The sequence below is a fragment of the Klebsiella sp. K5-204 genome (assembly GCF_030128585.1).
GTDB classification, from domain to species: Bacteria; Pseudomonadota; Gammaproteobacteria; order Enterobacterales; family Enterobacteriaceae; genus Klebsiella; species Klebsiella quasipneumoniae.
Genome location: NZ_JAKUZS010000001.1, coordinates 511,059 through 527,020, shown reverse-complemented (window position 1 = coordinate 527,020; position 15,962 = coordinate 511,059). Strand labels below are relative to the sequence as shown.

Annotated in this window: 19 protein-coding genes; 9 read left to right on the top strand and 10 right to left on the bottom strand. The window is 51.5% G+C overall.

The window, feature by feature from the left end; translation table 11 throughout:
• Window positions 1-16 precede the first annotated feature (16 nt).
• Together MKR05_RS02635 and MKR05_RS02630 are read left to right on the top strand one after the other, a co-directional pair.
• On the top strand, window positions 17-847 hold the full coding sequence (locus MKR05_RS02635; protein ID WP_032452632.1) for an ABC transporter substrate-binding protein: 831 nt from the start codon (window positions 17-19) through the stop codon (window positions 845-847).
• Between the two features lie 5 nt (window positions 848-852).
• Window positions 853-1,584 (top strand): class II aldolase and adducin N-terminal domain-containing protein, encoded by a 732-nt coding sequence (locus MKR05_RS02630; RefSeq protein WP_032452631.1) that lies wholly within the window; start codon window positions 853-855, stop codon window positions 1,582-1,584.
• A gap of 17 nt (window positions 1,585-1,601) precedes the next feature.
• On the opposite strand, the gene MKR05_RS02625 is transcribed toward MKR05_RS02630, so the two are convergent.
• Both MKR05_RS02625 and MKR05_RS02620 read right to left on the bottom strand, forming a co-directional pair.
• Window positions 1,602-2,492, bottom strand: a complete 891-nt coding sequence (locus tag MKR05_RS02625) for an oxidoreductase (RefSeq protein ID WP_064154705.1) — start codon at window positions 2,490-2,492, stop codon at window positions 1,602-1,604.
• Window positions 2,493-2,616: 124 nt separating this feature from the next.
• Complete coding sequence (locus tag MKR05_RS02620) at window positions 2,617-4,116, bottom strand: aldehyde dehydrogenase family protein (RefSeq protein ID WP_023289436.1); 1,500 nt, start codon at window positions 4,114-4,116, stop codon at window positions 2,617-2,619.
• Window positions 4,117-4,391: 275 nt separating this feature from the next.
• On the opposite strand from MKR05_RS02620, the gene MKR05_RS02615 reads away from it, so the two are divergent.
• The 3 genes from MKR05_RS02615 to MKR05_RS02605 all read left to right on the top strand — a co-directional run bounded on the left by MKR05_RS02615 (window position 4,392) and on the right by MKR05_RS02605 (window position 5,910).
• Window positions 4,392-4,532 (top strand): hypothetical protein, encoded by a 141-nt coding sequence (locus tag MKR05_RS02615; RefSeq protein ID WP_238875567.1) that lies wholly within the window; start codon window positions 4,392-4,394, stop codon window positions 4,530-4,532.
• A gap of 340 nt (window positions 4,533-4,872) precedes the next feature.
• Window positions 4,873-5,040 (top strand): hypothetical protein, encoded by a 168-nt coding sequence (locus MKR05_RS02610; protein ID WP_167878997.1) that lies wholly within the window; start codon window positions 4,873-4,875, stop codon window positions 5,038-5,040.
• 156 nt (window positions 5,041-5,196) lie between these two features.
• Window positions 5,197-5,910: a hypothetical protein gene (locus MKR05_RS02605; protein WP_248569338.1), complete on the top strand. Its 714-nt coding sequence runs from the start codon at window positions 5,197-5,199 to the stop codon at window positions 5,908-5,910.
• Between the two features lie 138 nt (window positions 5,911-6,048).
• On the opposite strand, the gene MKR05_RS02600 is transcribed toward MKR05_RS02605, so the two are convergent.
• Window positions 6,049-6,258, bottom strand: coding sequence for a hypothetical protein (locus tag MKR05_RS02600; RefSeq protein WP_048297394.1), 210 nt, complete (start codon window positions 6,256-6,258; stop codon window positions 6,049-6,051).
• Between the two features lie 522 nt (window positions 6,259-6,780).
• On the opposite strand from MKR05_RS02600, the gene MKR05_RS02595 reads away from it, so the two are divergent.
• Window positions 6,781-7,431 (top strand): hypothetical protein, encoded by a 651-nt coding sequence (locus MKR05_RS02595; protein ID WP_177335655.1) that lies wholly within the window; start codon window positions 6,781-6,783, stop codon window positions 7,429-7,431.
• Between the two features lie 25 nt (window positions 7,432-7,456).
• Here the strand turns inward: MKR05_RS02595 and MKR05_RS02590 are convergent, their stop codons facing one another.
• Genes MKR05_RS02590 through MKR05_RS02580 form a run of 3 tightly spaced genes read right to left on the bottom strand, consistent with a single transcriptional unit; the run spans window position 7,457 to window position 8,803 of the window.
• The gene (locus MKR05_RS02590) at window positions 7,457-8,086 is read right to left on the bottom strand and encodes a hypothetical protein (RefSeq protein WP_177335654.1); all 630 of its coding nucleotides are present in this window, start codon (window positions 8,084-8,086) and stop codon (window positions 7,457-7,459) included.
• A gap of 57 nt (window positions 8,087-8,143) precedes the next feature.
• A complete protein-coding gene (locus MKR05_RS02585) occupies window positions 8,144-8,422 on the bottom strand; it encodes a hypothetical protein (RefSeq protein WP_135717098.1) in 279 nt (92 codons plus the stop codon).
• 36 nt (window positions 8,423-8,458) lie between these two features.
• A complete protein-coding gene (locus MKR05_RS02580; RefSeq protein ID WP_048297390.1) occupies window positions 8,459-8,803 on the bottom strand; it encodes a hypothetical protein in 345 nt (114 codons plus the stop codon).
• A gap of 205 nt (window positions 8,804-9,008) precedes the next feature.
• Between MKR05_RS02580 and MKR05_RS02575 the strand changes: the two genes are divergently transcribed.
• Window positions 9,009-9,314, top strand: a complete 306-nt coding sequence (locus MKR05_RS02575) for a hypothetical protein (RefSeq protein WP_135717097.1) — start codon at window positions 9,009-9,011, stop codon at window positions 9,312-9,314.
• 403 nt (window positions 9,315-9,717) lie between these two features.
• Window positions 9,718-10,083, top strand: a complete 366-nt coding sequence (locus MKR05_RS02570) for a hypothetical protein (RefSeq protein WP_228703126.1) — start codon at window positions 9,718-9,720, stop codon at window positions 10,081-10,083.
• A 36-nt stretch (window positions 10,084-10,119) separates the two neighbouring features.
• Here MKR05_RS02570 and MKR05_RS02565 read toward each other — a convergent pair whose 3' ends face one another.
• A complete protein-coding gene (locus MKR05_RS02565; RefSeq protein WP_048297387.1) occupies window positions 10,120-10,839 on the bottom strand; it encodes an HNH endonuclease in 720 nt (239 codons plus the stop codon).
• A 948-nt stretch (window positions 10,840-11,787) separates the two neighbouring features.
• Between MKR05_RS02565 and feaR the strand changes: the two genes are divergently transcribed.
• Complete coding sequence (gene feaR, locus MKR05_RS02560) at window positions 11,788-12,690, top strand: transcriptional regulator FeaR (protein ID WP_044522582.1); 903 nt, start codon at window positions 11,788-11,790, stop codon at window positions 12,688-12,690.
• Here the strand turns inward: feaR and MKR05_RS02555 are convergent, their stop codons facing one another.
• From MKR05_RS02555 to MKR05_RS02545, 3 genes are read right to left on the bottom strand one after another with little or no spacing between them, the layout of a single operon-like run.
• Window positions 12,691-13,014: a YdbL family protein gene (locus tag MKR05_RS02555; RefSeq protein ID WP_023289434.1), complete on the bottom strand. Its 324-nt coding sequence runs from the start codon at window positions 13,012-13,014 to the stop codon at window positions 12,691-12,693. It lies immediately after the preceding gene.
• Window positions 13,015-13,021: 7 nt separating this feature from the next.
• Window positions 13,022-13,207: a YnbE family lipoprotein gene (locus MKR05_RS02550; RefSeq protein WP_004204017.1), complete on the bottom strand. Its 186-nt coding sequence runs from the start codon at window positions 13,205-13,207 to the stop codon at window positions 13,022-13,024.
• The gene (locus MKR05_RS02545; RefSeq protein WP_044522581.1) at window positions 13,204-15,843 is read right to left on the bottom strand and encodes a YdbH family protein; all 2,640 of its coding nucleotides are present in this window, start codon (window positions 15,841-15,843) and stop codon (window positions 13,204-13,206) included. Before MKR05_RS02545 ends, MKR05_RS02550 begins: the two co-directional genes overlap by 4 nt.
• Between the last annotated feature and the right edge of the window lie 119 nt (window positions 15,844-15,962).

The window sequence follows — 15,962 nt, the reverse complement described above, 5'->3', positions numbered from 1 at the left end:
ACACTCCGGAGGTTTTATGACACGCTTTTTCGCACCACGCCCGCTGGCTCTGCTGCTCTGCGCAGCGGGGGCTCTGACATCCCTGAACGCGCTGGCCTTCCAGCAAAGCGGCAAAATCACCGCCGGTTCGGACATGACCTTTTTCCCTTACGAGTATATGGAGAACAATAAGCCGGCGGGGTTTGATATTGAACTGCTCGACGGCCTGGCGAAGAGCATGGGCCGCGAGGCGGTGAATATCGATACCCGCTTCCCCAACCTGATCCCCGGACTGCAGGGCGGGCGCTTCGATATCACCAACTCGTCGATGTACATTACCGCCGAGCGCCTGAAGGTGATCGACATGGTGCCGTACCTGAAAAGCGGGGAAGCGATCCTCGCCCGTAAAGGGAGCGACTATCAGCCAAAGACCCCGGAAGACTTCTGCGGGCATAAAATCGGCTCGATGGGCGCCACCTCGTGGCTGGCGCAGTTGCAGAAGCTTTCCGCCGACTACTGCGTGAAGAAGGGGCTGAAGCCGATTGCGCTGAGCGTCTATACCACCGACCCGCAGACCACCCAGGCGCTGCTGTCGCGCGCAGTGGATGCGCAGATCACCGATGCCGCCGTAGCGCGCGGGGTGGTGGAAAAGCTGGGCGACCGGGTGGTGATCGCCTCTGACACCCTGATCTATCCGGTGCTGAACGGCTTTGGCGTTAAAAAAGGCAACACTGAGGTGAAAACCGCCCTTGAAGAGGCGCTGAAAAAATACAGCGCCACGCCGGAATACGCCGCCCTGCTGAAGAAATATCACTTCCAGGCGCCGACGGCAGAGGATCTGCAGACCCTGATGCCAAAAGCGGAGTAATGCCCATGCGCGATACCGATGAAGAGCAGATCCGCATCGACCTGGCGGCCACCTTTCGCATCATTGCCCATCTTGGCATGCATGAGGCGGTGGCCAACCATTTCAGCGCCGCGCTCTCCGCCGACGGGAAGACGTTTTTACTGAACCCGAAGTGGAAACACTTTTCGCGCATCCGCGCCAGCGATCTGCTGGTGCTGAACGCCGATGATGAAAGCTGCGCCGCGCGCCCTGACGTCGATGCCACCGCGTGGGCTATTCACGGGCAGATCCATCAGCGGCTGCCGGACGTGCGGGTGGTGCTGCATCTGCACCCGGTGTACACCACCAGCCTCGCCTGTCTGGCGACGCCGCAGATCCTGCCCATCGACCAGAACACGGCCCGCTATTTTAACCGGGTCGCCGTCGATACGCTGTACGGCGGGATGGCGGACACCGCGGCAGAAGGGGCCCGGCTGGCGGGGCTGCTGGCGGATAAACGCCGTCTGCTGATGGGCAACCACGGGGTGCTGGTGACCGCCCCGACCATCGGCGAAGCGTTCGACGATATCTGGACCCTCGAGCGCGCCTGTCAGATCCTGATCACCGCCTGGTCAACCGGCCAGCCGCTGAAGGTGCTGTCAGACGCGGTGGCGGAAAAAACCGCCCAGGACTGGGAGAAGATTGCCGATTTCTCCCGGCAGCACTTTGCCGAGATGAAGCAGTTGATGATCGACCTCGATCCCTCCCTGGTGGACTAACCCCGCGCCAGCCCGGGTCAGCCCGGGCCGTCGCTGGCCGCCGCCAGCAGCGGCACGATGATATCGCTGAGCGGCGTCGGTATGCCGTGCTGACGCCCGCGACGCTGCACCACCCCGTTACGAATATCCCACTCCAGCGGTCGGCCATGCAGGCGATCGATCAGAATAGAGGTGCTCAGGTCGGCAGGCGCCCGATGAAAACCGGCGATGATCTCCTCCGGCACGCTGTCGCTCAGGACGGCCCCTTCCGCCCGCGCCACCTGCAGGCATTCGCGCAAATAGGCCAGTCCGAGAGCGGTGATCTCCTCCCGGGCGAACATCCCGGCGCGTCGTCCGGTCAGCACCATCAGTCCGGCGACGGCGTTCTGCAGCAGTTTACGCCAGGCCACGGTGGTAAAATCGGCCGCCAGCTCCACCGCGCAGCGGGTTCCCGCCAGCGCCTGCTGCACCCGCTCCGCCCCCGGCAGGTCCGGCAGCGTCAGTCGCGGCGCGGCGCGCAACCAGACGGAAGCATCGGCGTCGCGCTGCGCCGGAAACCAGACCACCGACGGCAGCACCGTCGCGCCGCCGGTCAAAGGGGCAAACTGCTGGCGCTGCTCGACGCCGTTTTGCAGCACGCATACCACGGTGTCCGGCGAACACAGGGCCGTCAGCCAGGGGGCGATGGCCTCCGTCTGGGTGGCCTTCACCGCGACAAACACCAGGTCGAAGGGGGCGGCTATCGCCGTTGGGTCGGTGAGCACCGGGCCGGGCACCACGATCTCACCCTCATCAGTGCGCAGCACCAGCGACGAATGGGCAGTGCGCCCGCAAACCATCGGCGCCCTCCCCACCGCAAACAGAGCGGCGGCGATAGTCGTGCCGATGGCGCCGGGACCAATTAGTGCAACCTCAGGAAATGCTGTCATGCCGAAGACCTCCTCATCATTCACCGCCCTGCGCGGGCAAAGATTGCCCTCCACAGTAGCGAGAAAGCGCGGAGGTCGGCAAGCGGGATGTTGGGAAAAGCGATGCGCCTTCCCCGACGGAGGGCTAGTAACGCACGCAGACCGATTTGGTTTCGCACCAGCCGTCGAGCCAGTCCGGGCCGAAATCGCGACCGGTACCGGACTGCTTCATGCCGCCGAACGGCAGGTTGGCGTCAATCAGGGTATGGCTGTTGACCCATACCGTCCCGGCCTGCAGGCGGTCGGTATAGTTGAGAGCCTGGGTCAGGTCGCGGGTCCAGACGCTGGCGGTCAGGCCGAAATCGCTGTCGTTGGCCAGGCGCAGCGCCTCCTCGCCGTCAGCCACCCGCACCAGGTTCACCACCGGGCCAAACACCTCCTCGCGGGTAAGGCGCAGCCCGGCGTCCGGGTTGACCACCAGCGTCGGCGGAATATAGTACCCCCCGGCATCCGGCCCGGCGCTGCCGCTGATAAGCTCCGCCTTCTGCTGGCGGGCCTCTTCGAGGTAGGCCGCCACCTTGTCGCAGTGGGCCCGGGAGACCACCGGGTTGATCTGCGCCGTCTCCTGCATCCCCGGTCCCACCTGCAGCGATTTCACCGCCTGCTCGAAACCGCTGACCAGGGTGTCAAACAGCGGCGCTTCAATGTAGATCCGCGAACTGGCGGCGCAGACCTGTCCCTGGTTGAGGAAGCTGCCGGTCATCAGCCCCTCAATGACCCACTGGGGATCGGCGTCTTTGAGCACAATCGCCGGATTCTTGCCGCCCAGCTCCAGCGTCACGCGGGTCAGTCGGTCGGCGGCCACCCGCGCAATCTGTTTCCCGGTGGCCGTCGAGCCGGTAAAGCTCACCTTCGCCACCTGCGGATGCGAGGTCAGCGCCGCGCCGCAGCCGGCGCCGCTGCCGGTGACCACGTTGAACACCCCGTCAGGAATGCCCGCCTGGGTCGCCAGCTCCGCCACCCGCAGCAGGGTCAGCGGGGTGGTTTCCGAGGGTTTGATGACGATCGAGCAGCCCGCCGCCAGCGCCGGCATCACCTTCCACATGCCGATCATCAGCGGGAAATTCCACGGGACGATGCCCGCCACGACCCCCACCGGCTCTTTTTTGGTCCACGCCTGGTAACGGGCCCCTTGCGGGAACGGGATCGAGACGTCCAGCGTCCGGCCGCTGATTTTGGTGGTCAGCCCCGCGGTGTAGCGCATCCAGTTCAGGGTGCAGCCGACCTCGAAGGCGCGGGAGATGGCGATGGATTTACCCTGCTCAAGGGTCTCCAGCTGCGCCAGCTCCTCGCCGTGCGCCTCCACCAGATCGGCAAAGCGCAGCAGGATGCGCTCACGGTCGGCCGGGGTGCGACCGGCCCAGCGGCGATCGACGAAGGCGCGCCAGGCGGACATCACCGCCCGGTCGACATCCGCCGGGCTGGCGTCGGCGGTGGTGGCGATCGCCTGCCCGGTGGCCGGATCCCAGACGGTTAACCGGTTTTCGCTCTGCGCGGCGCAGGGAGCGCCGTCGATATACAGGCCATGCTGACGGTCTAAAAACTGCTGGACGCTGGCAAGCAGCGCTATCTGAGAGGTGGACATACCCTTTCCTTATTCTTCGCGGATAGTGCTTTCAGTCTATGTCCGGTTGGCGGCTGGCGCTTTTTTCTCTGTGACATTCGTTTGCACCGCTGTGACAGTCGCCGCAATTCCGTCGCCTGCCCTGACAGAAATGTGCCGGAAGAAGAACTTCGTTCACATCGAGTTCATAACCCGATGTTGTACAGCATTAAGAAAAATCAGATTAACTCTGGTGAACTTGTAGTTATCTAAGGTTTCAGCGTAATAAATATCTATATCAAATCAATGGAGAAAATATGAACGTTGACCAAGCACTTGATGTTATCTACGAAAAATATCTCAACAATGAAATATCTAAAGACGAACTGTTAAAACACGTTAAATCAATCGAAACAATTGAACGGATGTTCAATAAGGTCAAAAATGCCAACGTATAGTTATTACTGCCCTACTCATGGTAAGTTTAGACAATCAGGAAAATCTCTGAGCGTGAAACCGCTCCTTGCAAAGACTGTGGGAAAACTCCCTCTAAATTGGTGATGCTCCATCAGGAATTCAAGACGGTTATTATAATCAGAATATGTCTATCAATCGTAATTAAACAACCTTTTAGAACAGCACATCGTTACCAGAGGCTTCTGCCCCTAGGAGAACTTATGAAATTTCTTTTTGGATGCCTCTGTATTGTACTAACAGCAGTATGGTTCTGTATCACAAGCGTATTATTTGTAGCTTTACTTCCAGTTTATCTAATCTTAAAACCACTAAGGAATACCAATGAACATAGAACAAAAAGTAGATTCATTAATTAATGAACTTGAGCAATTATCTTCTAATCAAGTAAGAGAGCCAATCAAACTTCGCTCAATGTATAACAAAGAACATTCAGATTATTGGGAGATAATTTCTAAGTTATGTAAAGAAAAGGCTCGGAGGTTAAAATAATTTAATAATCTACAAATCTAAAAACATATAACGCTTTAGACAAAAACTTGCTTAGACAATATTTTTAGAATATGATATAGCCTATCTTAATTAAGATATATTCTACACACATACAGCACTCTAATGGATACAATTAAAACAATGAAACATATTCTAATGAAATTTCAGTTGTGGGAAGCATCATCTTCTATTCGTGTGATGAAGATGCTCGCGGAGCAAGCAGAAAAGAATATAGCTCTCGCTGTTAAGGAAGCGGATCAACCAGGGGCTATTCATGAAGGAGAGTACCCCGATGAGTTCTGCGATCCTGATGGCGAATGGCATACATTTCAAGAAACTTACTATGAATGTGGTTCATGTATCGGTCTCGATTACGATGAAGTAAAATTTGAGTATAAGCATTTAATAACCCAACTTACTCGACGTTCGGCCTTTCTTACAATCTATGGATTGTTTGAGCATCGCATGATTGGATGTCTTGATTTTTTGAAAAGCCGTAGCAATTGCAATGATGAACTCAAAAATAAGGGTGTTATTGAAAAAACTCAAGATATACTAAAAAAAGTGTACGGTGCGAAAAACTTATCAGACACAGATCATCTCACAATATTGAGAAACATCATGATTCATAATGATGGTATAGCCGATAAATACAATGAAACACTAGATAAAAAAACGAAGAAAACAGATAAAGAGAAACGGTTATTAAAATCCATACGAAGAGCGCAGGGAATTGAAGTTAATGACTATGATACTGTTATAATGCGCAATGATTTTCTTCCGTATGTCATTAGTGAATTTGAACGTTATATCAAAGCAATAGAAGAAATCGTTATCGATTACGAAAATAATACTGCAACACTGCCATAAACTAATGCATTCTCAAATTAGCTGTCATCAAGAGTCAATGGTGGTATCGGTCATTGACTCTTCATCATTTTCAAGTTCAGGCTCAAACAACTCTGATACCTTTAGAAGTTCTTCATCGATGATTTCACGTAGTCGTTGTTAAAGGTCAACAACAGAGTCAGCGTGTTCAATCAAATCAATCGCGTGTTTTGAAGGAATAAGTCTTAACGTATCTTTTAGGTTAACACTGAACTTATTAAGCTCAGACTGAACGTAATCAGTTGAGATTAACTCGCCTGATTTTTCTTGCGCAGCGTACTGAGCTAAGTCAGCTTTAGCTTTTTGTTCGCGGAGTTTTTCAAGGTCCATCTCCTTTTAACTGATGTGTTACGCAGCGGTTCAATTTTATTTTTGATAATCCGCTGAGTGCCCTCTTCTTCAGGAACTCCGTTAGGACTTTCAGAGTACGGTAGACCTTCAGCACGCCATGCTTTAATCGCGTTGAATGTATAACCATAACGACGTTCCATATCAGCCATCGAGACATATTTTTTTCGAGCCACAGAATTTCTCCTGTAGTTTATTAAATTAATAATTTAGTACAGCTACGATATTTATTAACGTGTGTCTATGAATTCACGAGACTGTAAACCCAAAAGTCCAACTTGAATTGCAATGGAATTAAAATTTTACAGGTTAACTAAAGGATGCGGTCCCGAAACATCCCGCCTTTCATTATGCCCCGAAATGATTATGCATTTTCTGCACAGGAATCATTTAACATTAAATCCCTGTCATTAATGGCATTGATATCTTTCAGTTATAGATGTATCTTATTACTAAAATCTATAGCCAACACACCACTAACTGCAATAACAATCGAGGCATAAAATGGATGATTTGAAGAGCTTTATAATGCCTGATAGCAATAGATTTCAAGCCGATCCATTAGGATACAGCACTTTAGCCGCACAACGCTTTGGTATCATTGGCTCTATCCTTGCTAATACTGATATTGATATAACTAAACCCTCGACTACCGAAGAATTAAAAAACCCTATCTTATGGATGTCTCAAGCAGAAGCATTAAGTCAAGCAGCCCTTTTAGTTCTTAAAGCGAATCCTAGTTTCGACAGTATGCCTGAACCAATTCGTGGTATTTGTGATGGGCAATTTCGAGCGACTGGATTAATGCTAATTGGCTATGCTCTCGAAATAGCGTTAAAATCGATGATTATCATTGAAAAAGGAATTAATGCATACATCATTGAGGAAAGAAATTATCAGCATCATAGACTGCATGATCTAGCAAACTTTATTCCTGATCTTACTACAAAAGACAGAGTCATCCTTAAACTCTTAACTCACTTTGTTTACTGGGCTGGTCGTTATCCAGATCCCGGCACAAGAAAAGAAGATCAAGCTGAAGAGATTTTAGTATTATCCGAAAAACATAAGATTTGCTTGCCTGATGTAATGGGGCTTGCTAAAAAGATAATGTCTTACGCCCAAGTTGTTATTAACTCCGTTGATAATGACTAATCGATATGATAAGGGACAATGTCCCTTATTGTTTAGCAATAAAATTGAACTCTGTTAATCCCGCAGTTTTCCAATACTCAAGAGACTCTAACCCTTCTACTGGCTTATCTATTTTACTTCTTAGCACAATTCCCAGTTCAGTAAGATACTGAACACCCGTCTTAATTATTTTCTCTAAAAACAATCTAAAACGTGTTTGGTCGTCAGGGAAGAATAAGTCAGTCTCGGAGTCAAAAACCAGATGCTCTCCGCTTTGATCAACGTATGTGTTTATTGCTGTTTCGAGCACGCAAAGATTGCAAAACCACATGATTTGTTGTTCATCCATTCTATCTGCGAGGAACCTAAGCTCAGGCTTCCACTCTATAGCCTTGGCTAACAGTTCAGGATGTATATGCCCAGCAAATTTATTACGTAAGTACTTAGCGAACTTAAACTCCTTAGAAGCAGTTTTGTAGAACGCCGATAGATGTGGTGCTTCCTTGTATAAACGACTAATTGATGGTTCAAAATCAACTAGATTCGACACGGCAACTAATGCTGATTTGAGTAGAACTATCCCAGTCATGTCGTTGTATCCGTGCGCAACGAAATGCTCATCAGCAGCTACAAGATCTGCCCTAAGCAATTGGGACTTGACCAAATTATCTAACATACATCCCACCAAATAGTTAGCGTTCAAATAATTACAAAAGGGACCCGTAGGTACCTTTTACATTCTACGCCGATTAGCATCTTGAACAATATCAGCTAGGATTTTTTGTTGACGTTTCATTATTTGCATTAACTCACGCTCGCCATTCACAGATCCAGAGATATGGATAGATGCATCGATTGGTTGACTGTCTGTTTTACCAGTCTGTTGTTTACCTAAGAAGTCTTTTAGGTCTTGGTTCAACCGATTATCTACTACTTGCTCACCCTCTTGAAGCAAATAACTACCTGTGTTAGGAACATTATCAATACCATCATGGAATTGACTGAGCGACATAGATTTCATCTGCATTACTTCAGTAAGAACACGAGCCTATGATGACGCCGCCAGCGCATACCCTAATGGTCCTGGATATTTGGCCATAGCAGTCGTAGCAGACTCATGAGCGTTCATCATACCATTTGCAATAGCCACTCCTTTAGACACTGCAAACATTACTTGAGCAGCTTTGTTGTTCTCACCTAACATACCCGTCATAGCCGAGCTTATAGCAGAAGTTAAATCATTAGGGATTTGAAGTTTCTGCTGTGCAGATTGACGTTCAATAGCTTGAGATTTAATAGCATACGCTTGGTCAAGGCGTTGTTTCTGTTTAAGAATATCATCATGCTGTACCAGACCAGCTTCATACATCGACTGGTTGTTCTCGTACAACATCTGGAACTGCTCATGAAGTTCCTGCTGCTGAAGCTGAATTTCTTCGTCTCAAGTAGTATAGCAAATACTCGACAGGTCTTTTGGTTGATTTCCTTTTCCATCTATACCTACTGCTCCGTTTATTGGAAACAGAGCAGTTTCAGGAAAATACCAACGAAGATACACAGGCATTCAGTACTACAACTTAGAATTTAACGCTAACTATATGGCTAAAGATATTTCATTAATTCAGAATTTTATTGCCAAACATATGTATGGTCATCCTTTTGAATTTAACATTAGTTATGCTGGTCAATATACTGGTACAGTTCGCGGTTCTGTTAATTCAACACAGACCATTCAGCCCGGTGCTCGACAGGTTGTAGTTAATGGTTTCTCTGGTACATTGGAAGCAGGTACAATCATACAGTTTGAATACCATAAAAAACTTCATACTGTAACAGAAGATGTTGTTTCAGGGAAACCAATGAAGTTATTCCTTGTTTTAATAAAGAATATTCAGAATGGCTAGACTGTTAAATATCAGAACCCTCGTGGTGAGTTTATTCTGACGAATGAATTTATACCTTACGATTTGAAAAGCATTAGTAAAATATCATTCACAGCAACGGAAAACATCTAATATTTGGGATTAATAATATCAAACAAAGATTTGAAGAGTTATGCAAGAACCCTGATTTTATCAGGGTGTATAACGATTTTAACGGCACCAGTCTTACTTCGCTAAGTCTTAGCCAGTTATTTTCTGTTGGTGCTTTGTTCCACTTCGTAAGTATCAAAACTCATGATACCAAGAACCATTCATTACAGACGCTTACTTTGATGTTCAATATCAAGGAAAGACTTACCTTGCCACTGGTGATTTTACGGACATTAGTACTATTCAAGAAAGTAAAGAGATTAATAACACTGGCATGACAGTTCATCTATCAAACGTGCGTAATGAGTATATCAGCCTTATTCGTTCCAAAGCTCTTGATAACTCTGAAGTAAAAATTGATATTGGCTTTATTAACCCAAACAACGGTTCAGTTCAGACGAGTTTTAACATTTTTACTGGTGTCATTGATAAGTTAAGCATTCAACTTGATTATAATGACGCAGAATGTAAGAACGAAACAGAAGCAACTTTACATAGTATCTGGGCTGTACTTAAAAAATCAGCTCGTAATCACGCATCAGATGGTGTCCTTCGTGCTTATCCTGGGAATGAAAATGACAGTTTCTTTGCTCGAATTGGTAAGTGGAATAGTGAAGCACGTTGGACGTCTGTCAAATAAAAAGGACCGTTAGGTCCTTTTTATCAAAAGCAATCATTAATCATAGATTTCACCATTTTTCTTTAGAAGTAATAACGCTTCTTCCATGCGCTTCTTGTCAAAAGTGGCCTTCTTCATAAACTTAATAAAAGAATCTGCTTCAAATCGATTAAAACCATTGTCCAATCCCTCAAGCAATCCAGTTAGTTGGGAATGAGTTAATCTTGCCAAGAACGCACGTGCTCTGATTTCAGGTATTGGACGCTTATCATGACATGTAGGGCAAAGAGCTCTGAATGCGCTCAGAGGATACTCCCATGGTTCATAACCTTTGCTCATCGTCGTATAATAACAATGATGAGCTTCGAGACGTCCCACTGCTCCACAATCTTGGCAGTGATTCCCCGCTTGTTTTTTAACTAACTCTGATTTCCTTAACCACCGAGGATCACGTAATTTAGAACGGTAACTTCCGGTCTGTCTTCTGTAGTCATAGTCATCTACAGGATAAAATCCAACGCTCCAGCTATAACCTTGTTCATAGAAGAACCCAAAGGATTCAACCAAATCCTCAAATTCAGTTGTGTCACAGCCATAATTAAGCAGATGGAATAATCCACTACCATCGATAACAAGCACCATCACCGCATCATTGTGAAAATCCTCTCCACGTTCTTTCCAATCCTTTTGAGTATAGAAAGTTGCATCATCAAATACGCCCTCTTTAATAGCCCATTCGGTTAATGCATATTTCATTCTTTCTATATTGTTCAGCATATGATGACCTTAACCCGTTTTATACAAGAGTTCATTTTATCAGCAGAAGTAAACAATAAAATGGAAATCTATGGCTCAGGACTGCATTGTAGTATTTTTTGAACCAAGCCATAAAACACTCTCCAGCTAACTCATTGTATTTTAATCAATAAGTCAAAATAAGGATCGATTCTTAAAGTTATCATAGAATGATTCCTTCGTTTGATAGTACAAATCGCATAGCTTCTCGCAGTAATCTGTGTTTTCGAACTTCCAACAAAGGTTGTTGATCGTCATCATTGATACGAATGCCCCAAACTCTATGTTGTTCAGAATAGCATCTGACTAATTACCTGTATTGATTACGTAATATGCAGTGTCATGCAGTGGGTGATAGATTAATCCCGGAAAATCCAATGAAGCCCATTCTTGCTAAACAAAATTCTCACAGAACCTTCCCGCAGTATGACTAAACAGCCGCTCAATCACTGGCAGTAGATGTTCAGTGATGCCTACTTTCAATAACTCGTCTTTGATCTTCTGGTCCATCAGTTATCTCCTTTAAAAGCATATGTAGTACCTTCCGCAGTGATGGTTCTCACCGCTGCCAATTTCCCGTTTCTGTACAACTTAGTAACAGCTTTAGTACGTCCTATTCGTGTGCACTCAACGATCGAGTTCACAGTATCAAATAAAATATCTTCAAAGCGGCATCCAGGCTAACCAATTGATAAACAGTAAGTTTTAGTCGGGAGTTTAATATAATCCATGTGTGAACACGCGCACACCAGAACTGTATAGATATACAGAAATAAGTAACTAACTTATTGAGATAGATTGAAATATTCTTTTGTCAAAATGAAACTGTTCTTCAGGTAATAGTTCTTTCATATACCCGCCCTCGCGCCCTTGCCTGAGGCGGCATAAATGCAACAATGCAGAAACATTATTATTACAGGAGAACGGCGAATGATGACCACGGCTGAGGGGGGGCTGGCCTACCAGCGCTGGCTGGCGACGATCAATCAGGTCTGCGGCCATTTCGCCGCCCGGCCGCTGGAGGGACGCTTTCACGGTGAGATTGACGCCCGCTACGCCGGCAGTCTCAAAGTCAGCACGGTCACCGCCGCCGGCGTCAATCTCTACCGCACGCGCAATGAGATCAAACGCGATAACGACGCCTGGTTCTATACTGTGTTTCAGCTCGCCGGCGAAGCAGTGATCGAACAGGACGATCGCCAGGTGACCCTGGCGGCGGGGGATATCACGCTGATCGACGCCGCCCGCCCGTGCTCTATCGTCTGGCAGCAGACCTCGCGTCAGGCTTCGCTGTTGCTGCCGCGCCAGCGGGTGGCGCCGACGGGCGAGATCGCCACCGCCTGCCGGCTGGACAAGTCTCTGCCGATGGTGCAGCTCAGTCAGCGACTGCTGCTGGAGAGTATGGGCGGCACGACGCTCTCCGCCAGCGAGAGTGAGGCGGCGCTGGACGCGATCGCCTGCCTGTTGCGTCCGATGCTGCGCCAGCGCGAGCCGACCCCGTCCCGGCGGGACCAGCAGTTTCAGAAGATCATTGCGTTAATCGATGCGTCCATTCAGTCGGAACACCTGCGGCCGGAGTGGCTGGCCAGCGAGACGGGAATGTCGGTGCGCAGCCTCTACCGGCTGTTTGCCGACAAAGGGCTGGTAGTGGCGCAGTATATTAAGAACCGGCGGCTGGATCTGTGCGCCCGGGCGTTACAGAACGTCCATGACGACGAAAAGCTGGCGGGGATCGGCTACCGCTGGGGCTTCAGCGACCACAGCCATTTCTCCACCGCCTTTAAGCAGCGCTTCGGCGTCTCGCCGGGCGAATACCGCAAGCGCTGCCGCTAACTATTTGCGCAGCCATTGGCCGTTCAGCCCCTGAACGTACTCGCCGGGCTGAGCGCGGGCCACCAGCTTCTGTCCGGCCATTTTCGCTACCTCATCCACCGGCAGATTGTTGTCATCCGCCAGCTGCTGGTAGCTTTCACTGCGCGCGGCGTTAATCTGCTTCACCAGCGCCAGCGTCTCTTTATCCTGACGCAGCGGCGCCAGATAGCCGTTCAGCGTCTCTCCCACCCGCCCCTGCTGGCGCGCTTCGTTCAGGGTCAACGCCAGCGCGGGCGCGCTGAGCAGAGTCAGCGCCAGCGCCGCGGTTAACAGTCGTTTTCTCATCGTCGCCTCAGAACAAATCGCTGCGGGATTTCAGCAGGTTTTCCACATCCTTATCGACCTTGATATGGATCTCATGCTCAATTTTGACATTCATATTGATGGTGATGGGCTCTTTCGACGCCGCAATTTCGATACGCGGCGTACAGCCGGCGAGCAGCATCGACGCCACTATGGCCAGTAACAGCTTCTTCATTTAGGTTCCTTACATGTCTTACCGTCCGTACAGCGCCGCACGGGCAGCGTGGCATTTTGCTCAAGCCACGCCTGTAAATTGTCGCCGAAGCGTAAACTGCGCCACAGATCGAAAATATTCTCCTCATGAGCGTAGTTTAAATGCACGGTACTGCTTTTCCCGTCCACCCGGCTGGTGCCGTTGATGGCGGCCTTAAGCGTCAGCACGCCCAGATTGTTGAGGTTAATCTGCGTCGATGAACGGGAGATCTCCATATAGCGCAGCCAGTTGATCGCCGCCCCGGCGGAGACGTTGTCCGCCACCAGCGCATCGGCGGTGTCTTTATCGAGCCGCAGCGTCATCGGTCCGTCATTGCGCAACCAGCCGTCGTGGATAATCCATTGATTGTTCTCCAGCCACAGCGGCAGCGCGCCGCTCACCGCCCCGGACATGGCGAACTGCTTCACCTTGACCGCGCTGGTCAGTTCGCTGCTGGAGATGTGCTGCAGACGGATCAGCGCCGGGTCGCGCTGCGGCATGCGCAGCTGCAGCAGGGTCAGCTTGCCGCCTAACAGGTCGACGCTGACGTCGCTAAGCTGCAGCGGATTGGCCTCGCTCCATGGCCAGGTGCCCTGCAGGTCCGCCGTCAGGTTGCGCGCGGTGACCTGGTTGACGATTTCGCCAATGCGCAGGGAGACCGGACGGCGGGTGCCCAGCTGCCAGTGGCCATCGCTGAAGCGGAACGGCAGAACGAAGTCGACGCCATTGATCTGGTTATCCGGCATCCAGGCGCTGCCGCCCTTCAGGACGCCATGACCGCCCGCCTCAAATCCCTGCCCGGCTGCCGCCGAGAAGGCCACCTGCGCATAGAGACTGCCTTCGCGCAGGTTCATCTTCCAGTCCGGCGGCACCAGCGGCTGGAATACCGTCAGCGACTGTTTAGGCCACCAGGCCTGGCCGCGCAGCCGTTCGCCATCCCAGCGCCCGGTCAACCGCACCGGGCCAATGGTATCGGCGTGCAGCGCGCCGGTGAACTGGAACCACGTCGGGTCCCGGCCGTCGAGAGCGAATTTCAGCGTCGACGCCGGGAGATAGCTGCCGCCGGAGAAGGTGGTTTTTGCCGCATCCAGCGACAGCGCGCCGGTCAGCCGCGGATGCTCAGCGTCGCGCAGCCAGCGAATCGGCTGCTCGAGGGTCAGACGCGGCGTGCTGACCCGCATCGTGCCGTACTCGAGCTTATCGAAGCCAGTGGAGAGGCTGCTCAGCGAAATGGCATTGTCCCGCCACTCACCGCTGCCCTTCACATCCCAGCGCGCCTGCATTGGCGTGAAATGCCCCTCGCCCCAGTAGCGCCACTGCCAGCGGCCGCTGTCGGGCAGAAAATCGTTCGCCAGGCCGTCCAGGTGCAACGTAAAGTCGCCCATCTGCTGCTCATGGGCGCGGAGGATCGCCTGCAGGCGGCCATCGACGCCCTGCTGGGTGACCTTCACCCCGGCCAGCGGCCAGCGGATTTCGTCAATGTTCAGCGCGTCGATCACCCGCCCGCGCGAACGCAGTAGCGCCCCGGGGTGAAACGCCAGCTGCGGGCTGACCAGCGACCCGCTGAGCTGGGCCGGCAGCGCGGCGTAAAAGATCATCTCTCCCAGCTTGGCCTCGCCGGTGAGCCGCAGCGGCAGGTCGCTGTTATCCATGCTTAACTTGCCCGGGCCGATATTCAGCACCGCGTTGCCTTTGCCGGCATGCCCCTCGGTGAGCACATTTAAGCGGCCGCTGACGATCATCTGTTCCGTGCCCTGCTGCCAGTTACCGACCGACAGCGCCACTCGGCCGCTCAGCGGATACGCCTGGTAGCGGGTGCGCCAGCGTCCGTCGCTGATGGTGATCCGTTCCGGGGTGATCTCCCACGGCAGGTCGAGAATGGGCTCCACCTCGCCGCGCGGGGTGACCAGCAGCTGGCCGCGATTATGCTGCCACGCCAGCTCGGCATCGATCCATTCTGCGGTCTGCGGAAATTCGAAGGTACCCTGCATCTGGCCATCGACCGGCAGGCCATCCGGCACCAGCGGCAGATGGAAGGTCCCCACCAGCTTCACCGGCGGCTGATCGTCAGTCAGCCGGGCGCTGAACTGGCTGACAGTGAGCGCCTGGCCGCGCAGGCGCGCCTGCAGGCTCAAATCGTTCCCGGCGAAGCCGATATCCTGCTGCGCAGGCGTCAAGGACATCACCAGCCGCCCCTGCCATTTTTCCCACGGCGACAGCCGCAGGTTCTCAATGGTTAACCAGCTGTAGGGCAGCATTGATTGCCATTCGGCGAGGGTGCGCGGCGACCCCGGCGCGGGATCGCTGGCCGGCAGTTTGCTCAGGCAGGCGCTGTTGATCTCCAGCTGGCCAATATGCAGCCGCCAGCGGCTGGGGCGCGAGAGACGGGCATCGGTCACCCGGGCGAGTTCACAGTCGCCCACCAGATAGCGTAGATCGGGGATCAGCAGGGCGGAGCGCGTAAGACGCGGGCTCTCCTGCAAAGCGATATGAGTCCCCACGGGCAGCCAGATGCCCGCCAGCGTCGGCACCCAGTGGGTCAGCGTCAACAGCAGGGTTAGCGGCAGTAACACCAGCGCTAACACCAGCGCGATGGCGGCTTTATATTTACCCTTCATGGGCAGTTAATATCCTGATTCAACATAAGTAAAAGCCGAAAGGCGCCCATTGTGACACGTTCGACCAGTGAGTGAAAGTTTGCGACCTGTTAAAGCATAGTTGCCAGCCGGTATCGCGG

Bases quoted from the DNA above. Each gene is read 5' to 3' on its own strand.
- MKR05_RS02635 (WP_032452632.1), top strand. From the start codon at position 17: ATGACACGCTTTTTCGCACCACGCCCGCTGGCTCTGCTGCTCTGCGCA.
- MKR05_RS02630 (WP_032452631.1), top strand. From the start codon at position 853: ATGCGCGATACCGATGAAGAGCAGATCCGCATCGACCTGGCGGCCACC.
- MKR05_RS02625 (WP_064154705.1), bottom strand. From the start codon at position 2,492: ATGACAGCATTTCCTGAGGTTGCACTAATTGGTCCCGGCGCCATCGGC.
- MKR05_RS02620 (WP_023289436.1), bottom strand. From the start codon at position 4,116: ATGTCCACCTCTCAGATAGCGCTGCTTGCCAGCGTCCAGCAGTTTTTA.
- MKR05_RS02615 (WP_238875567.1), top strand. From the start codon at position 4,392: ATGAACGTTGACCAAGCACTTGATGTTATCTACGAAAAATATCTCAAC.
- MKR05_RS02610 (WP_167878997.1), top strand. From the start codon at position 4,873: ATGAACATAGAACAAAAAGTAGATTCATTAATTAATGAACTTGAGCAA.
- MKR05_RS02605 (WP_248569338.1), top strand. From the start codon at position 5,197: ATGAAATTTCAGTTGTGGGAAGCATCATCTTCTATTCGTGTGATGAAG.
- MKR05_RS02600 (WP_048297394.1), bottom strand. From the start codon at position 6,258: ATGGACCTTGAAAAACTCCGCGAACAAAAAGCTAAAGCTGACTTAGCT.
- MKR05_RS02595 (WP_177335655.1), top strand. From the start codon at position 6,781: ATGGATGATTTGAAGAGCTTTATAATGCCTGATAGCAATAGATTTCAA.
- MKR05_RS02590 (WP_177335654.1), bottom strand. From the start codon at position 8,086: ATGTTAGATAATTTGGTCAAGTCCCAATTGCTTAGGGCAGATCTTGTA.
- MKR05_RS02585 (WP_135717098.1), bottom strand. From the start codon at position 8,422: ATGTCGCTCAGTCAATTCCATGATGGTATTGATAATGTTCCTAACACA.
- MKR05_RS02580 (WP_048297390.1), bottom strand. From the start codon at position 8,803: ATGTTGTACGAGAACAACCAGTCGATGTATGAAGCTGGTCTGGTACAG.
- MKR05_RS02575 (WP_135717097.1), top strand. From the start codon at position 9,009: ATGGCTAAAGATATTTCATTAATTCAGAATTTTATTGCCAAACATATG.
- MKR05_RS02570 (WP_228703126.1), top strand. From the start codon at position 9,718: ATGACAGTTCATCTATCAAACGTGCGTAATGAGTATATCAGCCTTATT.
- MKR05_RS02565 (WP_048297387.1), bottom strand. From the start codon at position 10,839: ATGCTGAACAATATAGAAAGAATGAAATATGCATTAACCGAATGGGCT.
- feaR (WP_044522582.1), top strand. From the start codon at position 11,788: ATGATGACCACGGCTGAGGGGGGGCTGGCCTACCAGCGCTGGCTGGCG.
- MKR05_RS02555 (WP_023289434.1), bottom strand. From the start codon at position 13,014: ATGAGAAAACGACTGTTAACCGCGGCGCTGGCGCTGACTCTGCTCAGC.
- MKR05_RS02550 (WP_004204017.1), bottom strand. From the start codon at position 13,207: ATGAAGAAGCTGTTACTGGCCATAGTGGCGTCGATGCTGCTCGCCGGC.
- MKR05_RS02545 (WP_044522581.1), bottom strand. From the start codon at position 15,843: ATGAAGGGTAAATATAAAGCCGCCATCGCGCTGGTGTTAGCGCTGGTG.